Source organism: Streptomyces sp. NPDC054770, from assembly GCF_053611985.1.
Map to the genome: position 1 here is coordinate 1 of NZ_JBSHBL010000071.1, position 16,348 is coordinate 16,348.

General features: G+C 71.0%; 13 protein-coding genes. 6 read left to right on the plus strand and 7 right to left on the minus strand.

Annotated features, from left to right (window positions below):
* Nucleotides 1-157: 157 nt before the first annotated feature.
* Nucleotides 158-2,698, plus strand: coding sequence for a RelA/SpoT family protein (locus ACWGKQ_RS40375; RefSeq protein WP_453297049.1), 2,541 nt, complete (start codon nucleotides 158-160; stop codon nucleotides 2,696-2,698).
* Between the two features lie 71 nt (nucleotides 2,699-2,769).
* On the opposite strand, the gene ACWGKQ_RS40380 is transcribed toward ACWGKQ_RS40375, so the two are convergent.
* Nucleotides 2,770-3,999 (minus strand): DUF349 domain-containing protein, encoded by a 1,230-nt coding sequence (locus ACWGKQ_RS40380; protein ID WP_453297050.1) that lies wholly within the window; start codon nucleotides 3,997-3,999, stop codon nucleotides 2,770-2,772.
* 135 nt (nucleotides 4,000-4,134) lie between these two features.
* Nucleotides 4,135-4,956: a peptidylprolyl isomerase gene (locus tag ACWGKQ_RS40385; protein ID WP_453297051.1), complete on the minus strand. Its 822-nt coding sequence runs from the start codon at nucleotides 4,954-4,956 to the stop codon at nucleotides 4,135-4,137.
* A gap of 178 nt (nucleotides 4,957-5,134) precedes the next feature.
* Between ACWGKQ_RS40385 and ACWGKQ_RS40390 the strand changes: the two genes are divergently transcribed.
* The gene (locus ACWGKQ_RS40390; RefSeq protein ID WP_453297052.1) at nucleotides 5,135-5,845 is read left to right on the plus strand and encodes an MBL fold metallo-hydrolase; all 711 of its coding nucleotides are present in this window, start codon (nucleotides 5,135-5,137) and stop codon (nucleotides 5,843-5,845) included.
* Between the two features lie 13 nt (nucleotides 5,846-5,858).
* Nucleotides 5,859-7,121, plus strand: a complete 1,263-nt coding sequence (hisS, locus tag ACWGKQ_RS40395) for a histidine--tRNA ligase (RefSeq protein ID WP_453297053.1) — start codon at nucleotides 5,859-5,861, stop codon at nucleotides 7,119-7,121.
* Nucleotides 7,122-7,486: 365 nt separating this feature from the next.
* Here the strand turns inward: hisS and ACWGKQ_RS40400 are convergent, their stop codons facing one another.
* The 4 genes from ACWGKQ_RS40400 to ACWGKQ_RS40415 are packed head-to-tail and all read right to left on the minus strand — an operon-like array spanning nucleotide 7,487 to nucleotide 11,011.
* Nucleotides 7,487-8,110, minus strand: a complete 624-nt coding sequence (locus ACWGKQ_RS40400) for a response regulator (RefSeq protein ID WP_453297054.1) — start codon at nucleotides 8,108-8,110, stop codon at nucleotides 7,487-7,489.
* Nucleotides 8,107-9,303: a sensor histidine kinase gene (locus tag ACWGKQ_RS40405; protein WP_453297084.1), complete on the minus strand. Its 1,197-nt coding sequence runs from the start codon at nucleotides 9,301-9,303 to the stop codon at nucleotides 8,107-8,109. Before ACWGKQ_RS40405 ends, ACWGKQ_RS40400 begins: the two co-directional genes overlap by 4 nt.
* Nucleotides 9,300-10,148, minus strand: coding sequence for an ABC transporter permease (locus ACWGKQ_RS40410; RefSeq protein WP_453297055.1), 849 nt, complete (start codon nucleotides 10,146-10,148; stop codon nucleotides 9,300-9,302). The genes ACWGKQ_RS40405 and ACWGKQ_RS40410 overlap by 4 nt, the downstream gene beginning before the upstream one ends.
* Nucleotides 10,145-11,011: an ABC transporter ATP-binding protein gene (locus tag ACWGKQ_RS40415; protein ID WP_453297056.1), complete on the minus strand. Its 867-nt coding sequence runs from the start codon at nucleotides 11,009-11,011 to the stop codon at nucleotides 10,145-10,147. The genes ACWGKQ_RS40410 and ACWGKQ_RS40415 overlap by 4 nt, the downstream gene beginning before the upstream one ends.
* Nucleotides 11,012-11,157: 146 nt before the next feature.
* Here ACWGKQ_RS40415 and ACWGKQ_RS40420 point away from each other — a divergent pair, with 146 nt between their 5' ends.
* From ACWGKQ_RS40420 to rpsD, 3 genes are all read left to right on the plus strand, one after another.
* Nucleotides 11,158-11,814 carry a vitamin K epoxide reductase family protein gene (locus tag ACWGKQ_RS40420; RefSeq protein WP_453297057.1) on the plus strand — a complete coding sequence of 219 codons (657 nt, stop codon included), beginning with the start codon at nucleotides 11,158-11,160 and terminating at the stop codon, nucleotides 11,812-11,814.
* Between the two features lie 59 nt (nucleotides 11,815-11,873).
* On the plus strand, nucleotides 11,874-13,229 hold the full coding sequence (locus ACWGKQ_RS40425) for a replication-associated recombination protein A (protein ID WP_453297058.1): 1,356 nt from the start codon (nucleotides 11,874-11,876) through the stop codon (nucleotides 13,227-13,229).
* A gap of 303 nt (nucleotides 13,230-13,532) precedes the next feature.
* Nucleotides 13,533-14,147, plus strand: a complete 615-nt coding sequence (gene rpsD, locus ACWGKQ_RS40430; protein WP_089103239.1) for a 30S ribosomal protein S4 — start codon at nucleotides 13,533-13,535, stop codon at nucleotides 14,145-14,147.
* Between the two features lie 27 nt (nucleotides 14,148-14,174).
* Here rpsD and ACWGKQ_RS40435 read toward each other — a convergent pair whose 3' ends face one another.
* A complete protein-coding gene (locus ACWGKQ_RS40435; RefSeq protein ID WP_453297059.1) occupies nucleotides 14,175-16,340 on the minus strand; it encodes an ATP-binding protein in 2,166 nt (721 codons plus the stop codon).
* Between the last annotated feature and the right edge of the window lie 8 nt (nucleotides 16,341-16,348).

Here is a 16,348-nt window from a genome sequence, read left to right on the forward strand (position 1 = left end):
GCTCTGTTGAAGGGACAGGGAATCCGGTGGCAGCCGCCCGTGTTAACCCGATGGACCGCTCTCACATCGGCCTGAAGGCGATCCCGGAGCCCGGGATCGCTACCATGGGTCATCCGGAGCCTGACCGGGGGACCCGGATCGCGCACGAGGAGTCCTCTTGCCAGACGAGGCCCAGCACCTGACCGCCGCCAAGCCCGAGTCCGCCTCGGCGGCTGCGGACAAGCCCGCGCCGAGCACGCCGCATGCGAAGAACGACGCCCGCGGGCCGGTCGAGCATGCCCAGTCCGGGCCCGTCGACAAGTCGGCCGAGCAGTCGCGCCCCAAGCCGGCCCCGCCCGAGCGCACCGCGACGCCGCCCGCGGTCCGTCCGAACTCCGGCCAGCCCGCGCGCTCCGGCTCCTCCAACCGCGTCCGCGCCCGCCTGGCCCGCCTCGGCGTGCAGCGCGCCAACCCGTACAACCCGGTCCTGGAACCGCTGCTGCGCATAGTCCGCAGCAACGACCCCAAGATCGAGAACGCCACGCTGCGCCAGATCGAGCGCGCCTACCAGGTCGCCGAGCGCTGGCACCGCGGCCAGAAGCGCAAGAGCGGCGACCCGTACATCACGCACCCGCTCGCGGTGACCACGATCCTCGCCGAGCTGGGCATGGACCCGGCGACCCTGATGGCGGGCCTGCTGCACGACACCGTCGAGGACACCGAGTACGGCCTGGAGGACCTGCGCCGCGACTTCGGCGACGTCGTCGCGCTGCTCGTCGACGGCGTGACCAAGCTGGACAAGGTCAAGTTCGGCGAGGCCGCGCAGGCCGAGACCGTACGCAAGATGGTCGTCGCCATGGCCAAGGACCCGCGCGTCCTGGTCATCAAGCTCGCCGACCGCCTGCACAACATGCGCACCATGCGCTACCTCAAGCGCGAGAAGCAGGAGAAGAAGGCGCGCGAGACCCTGGAGATCTACGCGCCGCTCGCCCATCGCCTGGGCATGAACACCATCAAGTGGGAGCTGGAGGACCTCGCGTTCGCGATCCTCTACCCCAAGATGTACGACGAGATCGTCCGGCTGGTCGCCGAGCGCGCCCCCAAGCGCGACGAGTACCTGGCCATAGTGACCGACGAGGTCCAGTCCGACCTGCGCGCCGCCCGCATCAAGGCGACCGTCACCGGCCGGCCGAAGCACTACTACAGCGTCTACCAGAAGATGATCGTCCGCGGCCGGGACTTCGCGGAGATCTACGACCTGGTGGGCATCCGCGTCCTGGTGGACACCGTCCGCGACTGCTACGCGGCCCTGGGCACCGTCCACGCGCGCTGGAACCCGGTTCCGGGGCGCTTCAAGGACTACATCGCGATGCCCAAGTTCAACATGTACCAGTCGCTGCACACGACGGTCATCGGGCCCAACGGCAAGCCGGTCGAACTCCAGATCCGCACCTTCGACATGCACCGCCGCGCCGAGTACGGCATCGCCGCGCACTGGAAGTACAAGCAGGAGGCCGTGGCCGGCGCCTCCAAGGTCCGCACCGACGTGCCGAAGTCGTCCGGCAAGGGCAAGGACGACCACCTCAACGACATGGCCTGGCTGCGGCAGTTGCTGGACTGGCAGAAGGAGACCGAGGACCCCAGCGAGTTCCTGGAGTCCCTGCGCTTCGACCTGTCCCGCAACGAGGTCTTCGTCTTCACGCCCAAGGGCGACGTCATAGCGCTCCCGGCCGGCGCCACCCCGGTCGACTTCGCGTACGCGGTCCACACCGAGGTCGGCCACCGGACGATAGGGGCCAGGGTCAACGGCCGTCTCGTCCCGCTCGAATCGACGCTGGACAACGGCGACCTGGTCGAGGTCTTCACCTCCAAGGCAACCGGCGCCGGGCCGTCCCGCGACTGGCTCGGCTTCGTCAAGTCCCCGCGCGCCCGCAACAAGATCCGCGGCTGGTTCTCCAAGGAGCGCCGGGACGAGGCCATCGAGCAGGGCAAGGACGCCATCGTCCGCGCGATGCGCAAGCAGAACCTGCCGATCCAGCGCATCCTCACCGGCGACTCGCTGGTCACGCTGGCCCACGAGATGCGCTACCCGGACATCTCCTCGCTGTACGCGGCGATCGGCGAGGGCCACGTGGCCGCGCAGAACGTCGTGCATAAGCTGGTGCAGGCGCTCGGCGGCGAGGAGGCGGCCACCGAGGAGATCGACGAGGCGGTCCCGCCGTCCCGCACCCGCGGCCGCAAGCGGCGCAGCAACCAGGACCCCGGTGTGGTCGTGAAGGGCGTCGACGACGTCTGGGTCAAGCTGGCCCGCTGCTGTACGCCGGTGCCGGGCGACCCGATCATCGGCTTCGTCACACGCGGTAGCGGTGTATCGGTTCACCGCAGCGACTGCGTCAACGTGGAGTCACTGTCCCGCGAGCCCGAGCGCATCCTCGACGTCGAGTGGGCGCCCACCCAGTCCTCGGTCTTCCTGGTCGCCATCCAGGTCGAGGCGCTGGACCGCTCCAGGCTCCTCTCCGACGTCACCCGCGTCCTGTCCGACCAGCACGTCAACATCCTCTCCGCGGCCGTCCAGACCTCCCGCGACCGGGTGGCCACCTCCCGCTTCACCTTCGAGATGGGCGACCCCAAGCACCTGGGCCACGTCCTGAAGGCGGTCCGGGGCGTGGAGGGCGTGTACGACGTCTACCGGGTCACCTCGGCGCGCAACCGGTCGTAGCACCGCCCGGGCATACACCGAGAGGGGCCCCGTACGCCGTGTACGGGGCCCCTCTCGGTGTGCTGGGACTCCTAGCCGCCGAACTCCTGGAGGCCCTTCAGAGCCTGCTCCAGGAGCGCCTGGCGGCCCTCCAGCTCACGCTCCAGCTTCTCCGCCTTCGACGTGTTGCCCTGGGCGCGGGCCTGCTCGATCTGCGCCCTCAGCTTGTCCACGGCCGCCTGCAGCTGGCCGGTCAGACCCGCGGCACGCGCGCGTGCCTCCGGGTTGGTCCGGCGCCACTCGGCCTCCTCGGCCTCCTGGATGGCCCGGTCCACCGTGTGCATCCGGCCCTCGACCTTCGGACGCGCGTCGCGCGGCACATGACCGATGGCCTCCCACCGCTCGTTGATCGAGCGGAAGGCGGACCGAGCGGACTTCAGGTCGCTGATCGGCAGGAGCTTCTCGGCCTCGGCGGCCAGCTCCTCCTTCAGCTTCAGGTTCTCCGTCTGCTCCGCGTCCCGCTCGGCGAAGGCGGACCCGCGCGCCGCGAAGAACACGTCCTGGGCGCCGCGGAAGCGGTTCCACAGGTCGTCCTCGTGCTCGCGCTGGGCGCGGCCGGCGGCCTTCCACTCGGCCATCAGCTCGCGGTAACGCGCGGCCGTCGGACCCCAGTCCGACGAGTCCGACAGCGCCTCGGCCTCGGCGACCAGCTTCTCCTTGGCCTTGCGGGCGTCCTCGCGCTGCGCGTCGAGCTGCGCGAAGTGCGCCTTGCGGCGCTTGGAGAACGCCGACCGGGCGTGCGAGAAGCGGTGCCACAGCTCGTCGTCCGACTTGCGGTCCAGGCGCGGCAGGCCCTTCCAGGTGTCCACCAGGGACCGCAGCCGCTCACCGGCCGCCCGCCACTGGTCGGACTGGGCCAGCTGCTCCGCCTCGACGACCAGGTCCTCCTTGGCCTGCCGGGCCTCGTCGGACTGCTTGGCACGCTGCGCCCGACGCTCCTCGCGCCGCGACTCCACGGTCTTCACCAGCCCGCCGAGCCGGGTCCGCAGCGCCTCCAGATCACCGACCGCGTGGTGCGCCTCCACCTGCTCGCGCAGGTGGTCGATGGCGGCCTGGGCGTCCTTCGCCGACAGGTCGGTGGTCTGTACTCGCTTTTCGAGGAGGCCGATCTCGACAACCAGGCCCTCGTACTTGCGCTCGAAGTAGGCCAGCGCCTCCTCAGGGGAGCCGGCCTGCCAGGAACCGACGACCTGCTCGCCGTCGGCCGTACGCACGTACACGGTCCCCGTCTCGTCGACGCGGCCCCACGGGTCGCTGCTCACAGCGCCTCCTCCACATGATGCCCGCGAGGGGCCTCAGCGCCCCCGGGCATCGTCCACAGTTTCGTCACGGCCAACATAGGCGACCGGCGGGTTGCCTGTCCGCATCCCGCGCGACCGAAATTTCGCAGTTGGTGGTCAGGATTTCGTGACCGTGGCCTTGTTGATCACGACCGTTGCATTCGGGGCTCCGTCGCCCTGACCGGTGTTCTCTCCCGCGGCGGCGATTTTCTTCAGAACCTTCAGTCCGGCCGCGTCGACAGTGCCGAACGGGGTGTAGCTGGCCGGCAACTGGCTGTCCTGGTACACCAGGAAGAACTGGCTGCCACCGGTGTGCTTCTGGCCCGTGTTGGCCATCGCGACCGTGCCCGCCGGGTAGACGCCGCCCTTCAGGCTTTTGTCCTTGAGGTTCTCGTCCGGGATCGTGTACCCGGGACCGCCGCTTCCGGTGCCCGTCGGGTCGCCGCACTGGAGCACGTAGATGCCGTTGGTGGTGAGCCGGTGGCACTTGGTGTGGTCGAAGAAGCCCTGCGACGCGAGGAAGTTGAACGAGTTCGCGGTGTGCGGGGCCGCCGCCGTCTTCAGTGCGATGCCGATGTCACCGCACGTCGTCGCCAGCTTCAGCGTGTAGGCGGCGGACGTGTCGATCGTCATCGCCGGCTCCTTCTTCCAGCTCAGCTTCTTCACCTTGCCGGCCGCGGCCTTCTCGCACGGGTCCGGCGCCTTGCTGGCACTGGGCGTGGCGCTGGGCGTCGTCTGCGAGCTGGCGTTCGCCTTGTCGTCGCCCTTCAGGAAATTGGTCGTGTACAACACGATGCTGCCGATCACGATCACGCCGAGCACGGACGCGATCACGGAGTTGCGCATGCGTGACTTGCGACGTGCGCTGGTGCGCCGCTGCTGCTGCCGCAAGAACTTCTCCCGGGCGAGCTGACGCCGCCGCTGCTCCTGGCTGACCACCGGGTTCTCTCCTCATGCCTGTCGTGTGTCGACCGGTACGCGTGCGTCCTGTGCGCTGTGTGAGCCGACCGCTGCGTGTAGCCCCGTACCGTATATGGGTTCGCTGAGGAAACGGCAGCGCCGGTAGGCTCTGGACCACAGCTTGTAGCCACCCGAATCGACACAACGAAGGACGATCGTGCTCATTGCCGGGTTCCCCGCCGGGGCCTGGGGGACGAACTGTTATCTCGTCGCCCCCGCCGCCGGTGCGGAGTGCGTGATCATCGACCCCGGCCACCAGGCCGCCGAAGGCGTCGAGGAAGCACTGAAGAAGCATCGGCTCAAGCCCGTCGCCGTCGTCCTCACCCATGGCCACATCGACCACGTGGCCTCGGTCGTCCCCGTCTGCGGAGCACACGACGTACCGGCCTGGATCCACCCCGAGGACCGGTACATGCTGAGCGACCCCGAGAAGGCGCTCGGCCGGTCCATCGGCATGCCGCTGATGGGCGAGCTGACGGTGGGGGAGCCGGACGACGTGTTCGAACTGACCGACGGCGTGCGGCTGGAGCTGGCCGGACTCGAATTCTCCGTCGCGCACGCGCCGGGCCATACCAGGGGGTCGGTGACCTTCCAGATGCCGGAGACGGCCGAGATCCCCTCGGTCTTCTTCTCGGGCGATCTGCTCTTCGCCGGCTCCATCGGACGCACGGATCTGCCGGGCGGCTCCATGGACGACATGCTGGGCTCGCTGGCCCGCGTGTGCCTGCCGCTCGACGACTCCACCGTGGTGCTGTCCGGCCACGGCCCCCAGACGACCATCGGCCAGGAGCGCGCCACCAACCCCTATCTGCTGCAGGTGGCCGCCGACGGCCAGGGAGCACCCCAGGCTCCCCGACGAGGAATGTGACGAGAGACCTTCCGTGAGCACCTTTCAGGCCCCCAAGGGCACGTACGACCTGATTCCGCCGGAGAGCGCCAAGTACCTCGCCGTCCGCGAGGCGATCGCCGCGCCGCTGCGCAACTCCGGCTACGGCTACATCGAGACCCCGGGCTTCGAGAACGTCGAGCTCTTCGCGCGCGGTGTCGGCGAGTCCACCGACATCGTCACCAAGGAGATGTACGCCTTCGAGACCAAGGGCGGCGACCGGCTGGCGCTGCGCCCCGAGGGCACGGCGTCGGTGCTGCGTGCCGCGCTGGAGGCGAACCTGCACAAGGCGGGCAACCTCCCCGTCAAGCTCTGGTACTCCGGCTCGTACTACCGCTACGAGCGCCCGCAGAAGGGCCGCTACCGCCACTTCTCCCAGGTCGGTGCGGAGGCGATCGGCGCCGAGGACCCGGCCCTGGACGCCGAGCTGATCATCCTGGCCGACCAGGCTTACCGCTCGCTGGGCCTGAGCAACTTCCGCATCCTGCTCAACAGCCTGGGCGACAAGGAGTGCCGCCCGGTGTACCGCGCGGCCCTCCAGGACTTCCTGCGCGGCCTGGACCTGGACGAGGACACCCTGCGCCGGGCCGAGATCAACCCGCTCCGCGTCCTGGACGACAAGCGGGAGTCGGTCCAGAAGCAGCTGGGCGACGCCCCTCTCCTGCGCGATTACCTCTGCGACGCCTGCAAGGCGTACCACGAGGAGGTCCGCGAGCTCATCACGGCCGCGGGCGTCTCCTACGAGGACGACCCGAAGCTGGTCCGCGGTCTCGACTACTACACCCGCACCACCTTCGAGTTCGTCCACGACGGCCTGGGCTCCCAGTCCGCGGTGGGCGGCGGCGGCCGCTACGACGGCCTCTCCGAGATGATCGGCGGCCCCGCGCTGCCGTCGGTGGGCTGGGCCCTCGGCGTCGACCGCACGGTCCTCGCCCTGGAGGCCGAGGGGGTCGAGCTCGACATCCCGTCCGCCACCAGCGTCTTCGCGGTACCGCTCGGCGAGGAGGCGCGGCGCGTGCTCTTCGCCAAGGTCACGGAGCTGCGCCGGGTCGGCATCGCGGCGGACTTCTCCTACGGCGCCAAGGGGCTCAAGGGCGCCATGAAGAACGCCAACCGCAGCGGTGCCCGGTACACGATCGTCGCCGGTGAGCGGGACCTCGCCGAGGGCGTCGTCCAGCTGAAGGACATGGCGTCGGGCGAGCAGTCGGCGATCGGCGTGAACGAGATCGTGGCGGAACTGGAGTCCCGGCTGGGCTGAGACGCCCGCGAGAGGCCGGCCCGGGGCGGCGCCGGGGCGTTCATCGCCCCCGCCGCCCCTACCCGTCCCATCTCCAGGGGCTCGACCCCTTCAACCCCGACCTGCCCCCCCACCCACCACCCGACTCGGTCACCCGAGAGGCGAGGCGGGAAGCGGGGTGGGAAACGGGGCCAGACACGAGGGAGAGGCGGTTCGAGGGGCCTCTCCACCTCACTCCTCAACCGACCGAGTCGGGTGGGTGGGTGGGCAAGGGGCGTCTCGACCTCGCTTTTCGACAGGCCGAGTCGGGTGGGCGGGTGGGCGAGTGGGGGTCTCGACCTCGCTTTTCGACTGACCGAGTCGGGTGGGCGGGTGGGCGAGGGGGGTCAGTCCAGTAGGCCCAGCCTCATCGCGTACGTGACCGCAGCCGTTCGGTCGTCCACCCCCAGCTTGGCGAACGCCCGCAGCAGATGCGTCTTCACCGTCGACTCCCCGATGAACAGCCGGCGCCCGATCTCCGCGTTCGTGCAGCCGTCCGCCACCAGCCGCAGTACCGCCACCTCACGGTCGGACAGGCGCGGTCGCTCCGGCCGGACCCGCAGCTGGTCCACCAGCCTCGCCGCGACCGACGGGGCCAGCACGGTCTCGCCCCGCGCAGCGGCCCGTACCGCGTCCGCCAGTTCGCCCCGGGGCAGGTCCTTGAGCAGGTAGCCCGCCGCACCGGCCTCCACCGCGCGCAGGATGTCCCGGTCGTTCTCGTACGTCGTCAGCACGACCACCCGGCAGCGCAGTCCCGCCTCCGACATGCGCACGATCGAGTCGACGCCCCCGCCGCCCGGCATCCGCAGGTCCATCAGCACGATGTCGGGGCCGAGTTCCGCCGCCAGCGCCTCCGCCTGCGGCCCGTTGGACGCGTCGGCGACCACCTCCAGGTCCGGCTCGGCGCTGAGCATCGCGCGCAGCCCCTCGCGGACGACGGGATGGTCGTCGGCGAGCACGATCCGGATCACCGCGGATCACCTCCCACCGGCAGTCGTACCGTCACCGTCGTGCCGTCGCCCGGCGCGCTGCGTACCGTCGCCGTACCGCCCGCCTCCGCCGCCCGCGCCCGCAGCCCCGCCAGACCGTAGCCGGAGCACTCGGCGGCCGGGTCGAACCCGCGGCCGTCGTCGTGGACGGCGACGGTGAGCGATGCGTCCGTGTAGCGGAGGTGGATGGCGACCGGCACCGAACTCCCCGCGTGTTTGCGTGCGTTGGTCAGGCCCTCCTGACAGGAGCGCAGGGCCACCACCTCGGTGCCGGCGGGGAGTCGCCGTACCGGCCCGGTCACCGCCAGCGTGGCCGCCCCGTGCCGGTCGACCAGCCGGCGCAGCGCGTCCGGCAGCGAGGCGCCGTCCAGATCGGCGGGTGTGCCGCTGGTGACCAACGCACGCGCCTCGGCGAGGTTCTGCCGGGCCGTCTCGTCCATCAGGGCCAGATGGCGGCGGGCCTGCGGCAGGTCGTCGTCCAGTTCCGCCTCCACCGCCTGCACCAGCATCAGCAGGCTGGTGAACCCCTGGGCGAGGGTGTCGTGTATCTCGCGTGCCATCCGCTCCCGCTCCGTGAGCGCCCCGTGCGCCGCCGACAGCCGGGAGATCTCGTGCCGGCTGGCGTCCAGCTCGGCGATCAGCTCGGCCCGTTCCTCGCTCTGCTCGATGATGCGGATGATCCAGCTGCCGATCACCACCGAGAAGACCAGACTCACCAGGGAGGAGAGGGAGTTGGCGAAGAGGTCGGGGAGCCGCGGCCGCCACAGCAGGGCCCAGCCCGCCACCGGGGCCAGGTTGATCACGGTGACCGTGATCAGCGCCCGGCGCCTGCGCAGGGTCATGAAGCACTGGGGGATCAGCGCGAACGACATCAGCCGGGCCTCGCCGACCAGCACCGCGGAGGGCAGGTACAGCGCCATCGCCCCGGCGAGATAGCGCACCGCCGGCCGTTCGTCGGGGTGGTCCTGCTGGATCAGCGCCCGCCCGACCGCCGCGTACCAGGGCACCAGCGGCACCAGCAGCAGCGCCGCGGCCAGCCGGACCGGCCGCCCCGGGTACTCCATGCCGAGCACGAAGGCCAGGGTCGCCGCCCAGGCGATCGCGAAGTACACGTCCCAGGTCCGGATCGTGCGGTCCCAGGCGTGGGCGTCGCGCGCCACGCCCCGGCCGGTCATCCGTCGCGCCGGGTCTTCCAGCGGAAGGTCAGCAGACACAGCACCAATCCTCCGACGCACCAGGCGGCCAGCACCAGGGCGATCCGTCCGAACTCCCAGTCGCCCGCCTGTTCCAGGACCTTCGCCGAGTCGGGCAGGAACACCCCGCGCAGCCCCTGGCACATCCACTTCAGCGGGAACAGGGCGCCGACGTCCAGCATCCAGCCGGGGATGGTGTCGACCGAGATGTACACCCCGGAGATGAACTGGAGGACCAGGAAGGGGAGTACCACCACCGAGCTGGCGCTCTTCGCCGACTTCGGCACCGAGCTGATCGCGATGCCGAGCAGCGCGCACCCGGTCAGCCCCAGCACGAAGATCCACACGAAGTCCAGCCAGCGGGTCGCGGACGTGGGCAGCGAGACGTCGTACAGCGTCGTGCCCACGGCGAGCAGGATCGCCGTCTCCAGCACGCCGGTGCAGAGAACCAGCCAGATCTTGCCCAGGAAGTACGCCGACGGCGGCATCGGCGTCCCGCGCAGCCGGCGCAGCACCTTCTCGTCGCGTTCCACCGCGATCGAGATGCCCAGCGACTGGAAGCTGGTGGACATGATCCCGGAGGCCATCATGGCGGGCACGTAGAGCTGGGAGGCGGTGACGCCGCTGCCCTTGACGTCGTCGTGGAAGATCGACGCGAACAGGAAGAGGAAGACGACCGGGAAGGCGAAGGTGAAGACCACCTGGTCGCGCTGGCGGAAGAACTGCCTGATCTCCAGGGCGCCCCGGCGCAGGCCCAGGGTCCAGGCGCCGGGCAGCCGTGCGTCGCCGCTGCGGGCCCGTACGGACACGGTGGTCGTGGTGGTCATCGTGCGGTCTCCTGTCCGGTCAGGCGGAGGTAGACGTCCTCCAGGGTGGGGCGGCTCACCCGCAGCCCCGGGATCTCGCCGTCGAAGCGGCGCATCAGCTCGGCGACCGTCCTGGTCGGGGTCTCGGTGTGCTCGGTGCGCGTCGTGCCGTCGGGCTCGGTCCACTCGACGGTGGCGCCGGTGCCGAAGCGGTCCCGCAGCGCCTGCGGCTCGCCCTCGGCGACCACCCGGCCCCGGGCGACGATCGCCAGCCGGTTCGCGAGCGCCTCCGCCTCCTCCAGGTAGTGGGTGGTGAGCAGGATCGTCGTGCCCTCGTCCGCGAGCAGCCGGATCAGGTCCCAGAACCGGCGCCGGGCCGCCGGGTCGAAGCCGGTCGTCGGCTCGTCAAGGAGCAGGAGCTCCGGGTCGCCGATCACGCCGAGCGCCACGTCCAGGCGGCGCCGCTGGCCGCCCGAGAGGGACTTGATCCGGCTGTCCGCCTTGGCCTCCAGACCGACCAGCCCGATCACCTGCTCCGGGTCGCGCGGCCTCGGGTAGTAGTGCGCGAAGTGCCGCACCGTCTCGCGGACCGTCAACTCGGCGGGCGCCGATTCGTCCTGCCAGACGATTCCCACCCGGGACCGCCACGCGCGCGTGCCCGTCGCCGGGTCGGCGCCCAGGACCGACACCTCGCCCGCGTCCCGGGTCCGGTTGCCCTGGAGGATCTCCACCGTCGTGCTCTTGCCCGCCCCGTTGGGCCCGAGCAGGCCGAACACCTCGCCCCGCCGGATGCCCAGGTCGATGCCGTCCACCGCGGTCACGTCGCCGTACTGCTTGCGCAGTCCGCGGACGTCCACCGCGAGTTCGTGTCCGTGTGCTGTCATGGCCCCGATCATCGGCCGGAACCGAACTCTCCGGGACGACCGTGCGTACTTCCTTATGTCCACCGAACGGTGGACAGGGCGCCCCGTGCGGCACAATGGCCCCTGCCCGAAGGAGTTCCAACTCTCAAACAGACGGAATCGGCGTGATGAGCAAGACGACAGTCAAGGACGTCTCCACCGAGCCCGAGCCGGAGCACGCCTCCGCCGCACCGCGCACGGAGGGCGGCAGTCTCGCCTTCGCGCTGCTGCTGGTCATCACGGGCGCCGCCGGCCTGCTGGCCGCGTGGGTCATCACGTTCGACAAGTTCAAGCTGCTGGAAGCCAAGATCGCGGGCACGTCGTACACCCCCGGGTGCAGCCTCAACCCGGTGGTCTCCTGCGGCAGCGTCATGGAGTCCAAGCAGGCCGCCGCCTTCGGCTTCCCGAACCCGATGCTCGGCCTGGTCTGCTACGGCATCGTCATCTGCGTCGGCATGAGCCTGCTGACCGGCGCCCGCTTCCCGCGCTGGTACTGGCTGACCTTCAACTTCGGCACGCTCTTCGGCGTCGGCTTCTGCACCTGGCTGCAGTTCCAGTCCCTGTACCGGATCAACGCGTTGTGCCTGTGGTGCTCGCTGGCCTGGGTCGCCACGATCACCATGTTCTGGTACGTGACCTCCTTCAACATCCGCAAGGGCTTCCTGCCCGCCCCGAAGTGGCTGAAGTCCTTCTTCGGCGAGTTCACCTGGGTGCTGCCGGTCCTGCACATCGGCATCATCGGCATGCTGGTCCTGACCCGCTGGTGGGACTTCTGGACCAGCTGACGACCGGGGCCGCAGACGGCCCGGGCGGGATTGTCAGTGCCGTGACTTAGGGTTTCAGCGTGGAACCCGACCTGTTCACCGCCGCCGCAGAAGAACGCCAGGAGAAGGACCCGACCGGCAGTCCCCTGGCGGTGCGGATGCGCCCGCGCACCATCGACGAGGTGGTGGGCCAGCAGCACCTGCTGAAGCCCGGCTCACCCCTGCGCAGACTGGTCGGCGAGGGTTCCGGCGGCCCGGCCGGACCGTCGTCCGTGATCCTCTGGGGGCCGCCCGGCACCGGCAAGACCACCCTCGCGTACGTCGTCTCCAAGGCGACCGACAAGCGGTTCGTGGAGCTCTCCGCGATCACCGCCGGCGTCAAGGAGGTCCGCGCGGTCATCGACGGCGCCCGCCGCGCCACCGGGGGCTACGGCAAGGAGACCGTCCTCTTCCTGGACGAGATCCACCGCTTCAGCAAGGCCCAGCAGGACTCCCTGCTCCCGGCCGTCGAGAACCGCTGGGTCACCCTGATCGCCGCGACCACCGAGAACCCGTACTTCTCGGTGATCTCCCCCCTGCTGTCCCGCTCCCTGCTCCTCACCCTCGAACCGCTCACCGACGACGACGTCCGGGGGCTGCTGAGAAGGGCCCTGACCGACGAGCGCGGCCTGAAGGACTCCGTCACCCTCCCCGCGGACACCGAGGAGCACCTGCTGCGCATCGCCGGCGGCGACGCCCGCCGCGCCCTGACCGCCCTGGAGGCCGCCGCCGGGGCCGCCCTCGACAAGGGCGAGACGGAGATCGGCCTGGGGACCCTGGAGGAGGTCGTCGACCGGGCCGCGGTGAAGTACGACCGCGACGGCGACCAGCACTACGACGTCGCCAGCGCCCTCATCAAGTCCATCCGGGGCTCCGACGTCGACGCGGCCCTGCACTACCTGGCCCGCATGATCGAGGCCGGCGAGGACCCCCGCTTCATCGCCCGCCGCCTGATGATCTCGGCGAGCGAGGACATCGGCCTCGCCGACCCGAACGCCCTGCCCATAGCCGTGGCCGCCGCCCAGGCCGTCGCCATGATCGGCTTCCCCGAGGCCGCCCTCACCCTCAGCCACGCCACCATCGCCCTCGCCCTGGCCCCCAAGTCCAACTCCGCGACCACCGCGATCGGCGCCGCCCTGGAGGACGTCCGCAAGGGCCTGGCCGGACAGGTGCCCCCGCACCTGCGCGACGGCCACTACAAGGGCGCCGCCAAACTCGGGCACGCGCAGGGCTACGTCTACCCGCACGACCTGCCCGAGGGCATCGCCGAGCAGCAGTACGCCCCGGACACCGTCAGGGACCGCGAGTACTACACCCCGACCCGGCACGGCTCCGAGGCCCGCTACGCCGACGCCGTCGAGTGGACCAGGAAGCACCTCGGTCGCAGGCGGTCCTGAGCAGCCTGTAGAATCCCTCGAAGCGCCGAGTCCCGCGCAGTCAGAGCGGGACAGTCGGCCGGAACCCCCGTCAGGGGGATCCAGGAGCGTCGCGCACCGTCGATCGGTGTCGCGGGCAGCCCACCACCATCCGCCGCACGGCGGGACCGGTCGGTGGGCCACTCGCGTGCTGCACGTATGTGCCCAGACCAGGGGAGCGGCTGCCCACCAGGCCCGGCAACGGGTTCCGGCGGGTTTCCCCGGCTGCGGATTGCGACCTCCCTCAACCCTGACAAGCCGAATATCAGAAGGAAGAAAGAGACAGTGGCGAACCAGTCCCGCCCCAAGGTCAAGAAGTCGCGTGCCCTCGGCATCGCGCTGACCCCGAAGGCCGTCAAGTACTTCGAGGCCCGCCCCTACCCGCCGGGTGAGCACGGCCGCGGCCGCAAGCAGAACTCGGACTACAAGGTCCGTCTGCTGGAGAAGCAGCGTCTGCGCGCGCAGTACGACGTGTCCGAGCGCCAGCTCGTCCGCGCCTACGAGCGTGCCTCCAAGGTCCAGGGCAAGACCGGTGAGGCCCTGATCATCGAGCTGGAGCGCCGCCTCGACGCGCTGGTCCTGCGTTCGGGCATCGCCCGCACGATCTACCAGGCCCGCCAGATGGTCGTGCACGGCCACATCCAGGTCAACGGCCAGAAGGTCGACAAGCCGTCCTACCGCGTGCGTCCGGACGACGTCATCCAGGTCCGCGACCGCTCGAAGGACAAGACGCTCTTCCAGATCGCCCGTGAGGGTGGCTTCGCCCCCGACGGCGAGACCCCGCGCTACCTCCAGGTGAACCTCCGCGCCCTGGCCTTCCGCCTGGACCGCGAGCCGAACCGCAAGGAAGTTCCGGTCATCTGCGACGAGCAGCTCGTCGTCGAGTACTACGCCCGCTGATCACCGGCCGGGTGTAGCACCTCAGCGTCAGCCCGCCGTCTCCCCGCCCTTCCGGGTGGGCGAGGCGGCGGGCTTCCGCATGTCCGCGCCGTCCCGCCGCTGCCGTACCGGCCCGCGCGGCGCCGGCAGCGCGTCCAGCGGCCGTACCCCCAAGTACTCCAGCGCCCGGGCCACCGCCGCCTCCCGGTCCAGCAGCGCCCCCTGCCGTACGCACTCCGCGTACCGCTCGTCGCCCAGCGCCCGCCGGGCCGTCGCCTCGCACAGTTCGTGCGGGGCGTTGTAGTAGGCGGATCCGAACAGCGGCAGTCCCACCGACGGCCACATCCGGCCGGCCGCGCCCTGCAGCACCGCGGCCTCCGCCGGATCGCCCTGCGCCACCGTCACCAGGGCCAGGAGCTCGATCGACAGAACCGAGCCGAGCAGATCCCGGAATCCGTGCGCATGGCCCAGGCAGTCGGTCAGCAGCTCCCGGGCCACCGCGTGGTCGCCGCCCTGCCAGGCCGCGTACGCCAGCACGTACAGCGCGTACGAGCGGGCCCACCGCTCGCCGTGGTCCTCGCACACCCGGCGCACGTCCTCGCACAGCCGCACCGCGTCCGGCAGGTCGCCGAGGAACGCCCTGGTCATCGCCAGCTCGACCTGACCCATCAGGACATTGCTGTTGAGCTCGCCGATCTCCTGGTAGCGGCCGAGGGCCGAGCGCAGCAGCGTCTCCGCACGCGCCATGTCATCCGTGACCAGGGCCAGACAGCCGGTGCGGTGCTCCGCGTACGCCACCGCCGTCGGATCGGCGGCCAGCTCGGCCTCCGCACGGCACTCCTGGAGCGCGGCGAGCGCGGACACCGCGTCGCCCTGGAGGATCGCCACATAGCCGAGCACCCACAGGGCCTTCAGCCGGGACTGCGGATACTCCGAGTCCAGCTCCAGACTCCGCTCCAGCCAGCGCCGCCCCTCCGAGAGCCGCCCGCAGCCCGCCCAGCAGAACCACAGCGAACCCGCCAGACACTGGCCCAGATGCGCCTCGTCCGGCTCGGTCAGGCAGTGGTCCAGAGCCGTCCGCAGATTCGGCAGCTCGGCCTCGACCCGCGCGGCCACCCCGCCCTGCCGCGGCGAGAACCACTCCAGCTCGCACCAGGTCGCCAGCCCCATGAACCAGTCCCGGTGCCGGCGCCGCAGCCGACTCGCGTCCCCCGTCGCCGCCAGCCAGTCCGCGCCGTACGCCCGCACGGTGTCGAGCATCCGGTAGCGCACGCCCGAGACCGTCTCCTCACGGGACACCACCGACTGGGCGAGCAGCTCCGCCAGCACTTCCAGAACCTCCTCGGCGGCCAGCCCGTCCCCGCTGCACACGTACTCGGCGGCCTCCAGGTCGAAGGTCTGCGCGAACACCGACAGCCGCGCCCACAGCAACCGCTCGGCGGGCGTGCACAGTTCATGGCTCCAGCCGATCGCCGTGCGCAGCGTCCGGTGCCGGGGGAGCGCGTCCTGCCCGCCGCCGGTCAGCAGCCGGAACCGGTCGTCGAGCCGCTCCAGCAACTGCCCCGGCGACAGCGCCCGCAGCCGCCCCGCGGCCAGCTCGACCGCCAGCGGGATCCCGTCCAGGCGCCGGCAGACCTCCCGCGCCTCCGCACAGTCCCGCACGTCCAGCCCCTGCCGCCCGGCACGCTCGGCGAACAGCTCCACCGCCTCGTCCTCGCCGAGCGGCGCCAGCGGGAACAGCCGCTCGCCGGCCACCCCGAGCGGCCGCCGGCCCGCCGCCAGCACGGTCAGGTCCGGCAGCCGCCGCAACAGCTCGGCCACCAGCTCGGCGCACGCGTCGACCAGATGCTCGAACCCGTCCAGGACCAGGAGGATCCGGCGACCGGCCAGATGTGCGAGGAGCGTCTCGCGCGGCAGCCGGGTGGTGTGGTCGGTCAGGCCGAGCGCCTCCACGACCGCGTAGTCCACGAACTCCGGATCGCGTACCGGCGCCAGCTCCACCCGCCACACCCCGTCCCGGGGCACCGCACCGGCCGCCGCCCGGGCCGCCAGCCGGGACTTGCCGACCCCGCCGGGCCCGGTCACCGTCACCAGCCGGCCGGACCCCAGGGCCCGGGACAGCTCGCCGAGTTCGGCGGAGCGGCCCACGAAGGCGGTCAGTTCCAGGGGCAGATTGCCGTCCGCCGAAGGGCCGGGGCGCTGAGGACCTCGCATGGGACACG

What these genes read in the sequence shown, in the direction of transcription:
- ACWGKQ_RS40415 (WP_453297056.1), bottom strand. Translation starts at nt 11,011, where the DNA reads ATGACAGCACACGGACACGAACTCGCGGTGGACGTCCGCGGACTGCGC.
- ACWGKQ_RS40420 (WP_453297057.1), top strand. Translation starts at nt 11,158, where the DNA reads ATGAGCAAGACGACAGTCAAGGACGTCTCCACCGAGCCCGAGCCGGAG.
- ACWGKQ_RS40435 (WP_453297059.1), bottom strand. Translation starts at nt 16,340, where the DNA reads ATGCGAGGTCCTCAGCGCCCCGGCCCTTCGGCGGACGGCAATCTGCCC.
- ACWGKQ_RS40410 (WP_453297055.1), bottom strand. Translation starts at nt 10,148, where the DNA reads ATGACCACCACGACCACCGTGTCCGTACGGGCCCGCAGCGGCGACGCA.
- ACWGKQ_RS40405 (WP_453297084.1), bottom strand. Translation starts at nt 9,303, where the DNA reads ATGACCGGCCGGGGCGTGGCGCGCGACGCCCACGCCTGGGACCGCACG.